This is a genomic window from Treponema sp. R8-4-B8, from assembly GCF_054786175.1.
Map to the genome: position 1 here is coordinate 1 of NZ_BDHE01000065.1, position 2,151 is coordinate 2,151.

Annotated in this window: 2 protein-coding genes; one reads left to right on the top strand and one right to left on the bottom strand. The window is 42.3% G+C overall.

Annotation, left to right across the window (positions count from 1 at the left end):
- The coding region (locus ACYVRA_RS06185; protein ID WP_461251876.1) for a hypothetical protein at positions 1–573 on the bottom strand (573 nt) is incomplete at its 3' end.
- A gap of 147 nt (positions 574–720) precedes the next feature.
- On the opposite strand from ACYVRA_RS06185, the gene cfpA reads away from it, so the two are divergent.
- Positions 721–2,151: cytoplasmic filament protein CfpA (gene cfpA, locus ACYVRA_RS06190; RefSeq protein ID WP_461251877.1), on the top strand; the 1,431-nt coding region annotated here is incomplete at its 3' end.

Genomic DNA, 2,151 nt, shown 5'->3' on the forward strand with positions numbered 1-2,151 from the left:
CGCCGATTTTTTAACTTTTGCGTCAATATTTAAGCCTACGACAAGCGCGCGCCATGTTGAAAATTCCTCTACTCTTGAAAAACGTAAAAGACCCGCCTGCCTGGTTGAAAGAACGTAAGAAAGCGCCGCCGGAGTGGCGCTTATTAACAGGGTGTAACTGTAGCTTGAACTTTGCCGGGATGCCGCGTCTCGCAAAGCGCCGGAAAAGTCGGGATTATTCCCGGAAGGAGCAATATCCCGAATGCTTTTTTTTACCGCTTCCTTGCCGGGAGCGCCTTCCGCTTTCCCTGAATAAACTATTTTAGACTGTGTTCCGGCGCTCCAGACGGTAACTCTGTCCCCTTCCGCCAGTATCTGGTCCAAACGCCCTGAAACCCATGTTGTAACATCATTTTTTACAGCCGTAAGCGAGGATGAACCGTCAATAATCAAATTAACGTCTATTGGGGCGCGTTGGGCATATGCCGGGGTAAGGCTTAAAAAGACCGCAAAAACCAAAAATAGCATAAATTTTATGTTTTTAATGCCTGTTCTGAATCCATAATATTCATAAAAGTAAGATGTTCTTTTCATGATGAAATTTTAGCATATTCGGGTAAAAATAGCTAGTTTTTAATTTTTGATTTTTTGTCAAAAATGGCTTTACATAAATGACAAAAATATGTTATTCTTTATATAAGTTGTGTAAAAAACTAATTTAATTTATTAAGGAGAGTTTATATGGGAGCAATTGATCTGCCCAAATCCCCGAATGTATTTCATCCGGAGAAACCAAGTGCAGTCGGTTCACGCAATTCATTAGCGCAGGAATATCGTGATCAGCAGGCTGAAGTTAATTTATTACTGGAGGAGGAAACTAATAAAGTTATCCACCACCTTACGGCTAGACTGCCCAAAGACGTTCTTGAACGCCTTGATGTAATGGGCAGCCTTAAAGAGAAACTGTACAATTACTTTAATCAGAACTACCAGAACATGTTCAACCGTTACATGGTAACGAGTGAAGATGAAATGGTAAAGAAAGTCAGAAACTTTATTGACAAGGAAGAAACAAAAGTTCTGACGCGGTACACGCCTAAAGAAATTGCCGACTTGCTTGACGCCGTTGGCGGAGCCGACAAGTTCAATACGGGCGAAGTTGAAAAATCCATGGTAAACATGTATGGCCACTTGCAAGGCCATATTCAAAGAGGCGTCAACGAACTTGAAACGCACACCAACAGCATCCTTCGTCAGAAGACAGACACGGGCGCTTTCGTCCGCGGCGAGAACGCGTATTCAATCGTAAAATGCGCGTTCAAAGACAACCAGATTAAACCCAAGACGGTCAGCGATGTAAAACTTTCAGTCAACATTCTTGATTCGGAATTAATCAGCCCGATTTTCCATTATCAGGTTACGGTTGAATACCTCATTAAAGACTTAATCTCAAAACACATGATCGATACTATCGACAAGGTTCTCGAATCAATTAAAGACGACAGAATCGATCAGGGTCTTGAAGAATTCTCAGACAGCGAAGTTATCTTCAATAAACTCAGTAAAGTTGAGACTATGACAGATGACGAAATTGACGATCCCAAATCCAGACGCTATACGTTCATGGCGAAAAAACTTATGGAAAAGATCGCCGACCTTCGCGCCGAAATTGACCCGGAATCCTATGACGCCCTTAATATTCGCGAGAACATTAAAAAGATCATCGACATGGAAAATATCCGCAACCGCGGCTTTAACACCGCGATTAACTCCCTCACCGCTATTCTTGACACTTCCAAAATGGGATATCAGTACATTGAAAACCTCAAGAACGGACGTGAAGTCGTCCTGCGCGAATACGAAGACACCGATATCGCCCATCTTCCAGACGAGCGCTACAGTATTAAGCTTCGCTATTTTGACAATGCCCAGCTCATCGAAGACCGCAAGGCCTACGATGTAATGATTAAGAGTTTCGAGACTGAAATTCAGCACCTCTGGGATGTTTTGGAAGTCATCTATCAGGACAAAAAGAACGCCTTTAATGTGAACGATTTTGATGATTTAGCCAAGAAGAACAAGATCAAGATTCGCAAGACAATTAAAGAAAAATCCGGCGAACCCCAGTACGAAGATATCGCAAAGGTATGGGACGAAATTTCCTTTATCAAA